The 263-nt window shown below is 64.3% G+C and carries 1 protein-coding gene; it reads right to left on the bottom strand.

Annotation, left to right across the window (positions count from 1 at the left end):
* The coding region (locus Q5L94_RS13825) for a hypothetical protein (RefSeq protein ID WP_317498930.1) at positions 1–263 on the bottom strand (263 nt) is incomplete at both ends.

Consider the following 263-nt stretch of genomic DNA (forward strand, 5'->3'; position numbering starts at 1 on the left):
TTGGGCAGCCGGAACGAGCGTAGACTGTCCGGCGTTGCGAGCAGGGCCAGGCTGTTGGCTTGCAGACGCCAGAAGTCGTCATCCTCCCCCAGATCGTCGAATTGCTCCATCAGGGAGGCAAGCCGGCGCTTGTCGAACCCCGCAGCCTCCAGCTGCTCGCGCGCCTGCCTGGCCAGATTTCCCAGTTCGATGCGGCTGGCATCCGACGCCTGCGTCAACGGCGTGGTCTTGAGATAGATAGAGACACAGGCATCGGCCCGGAC

This window comes from Idiomarina sp. Sol25 (assembly GCF_033052775.1).
Taxonomy (GTDB): domain Bacteria; phylum Pseudomonadota; class Gammaproteobacteria; order Enterobacterales; family Alteromonadaceae; genus Idiomarina.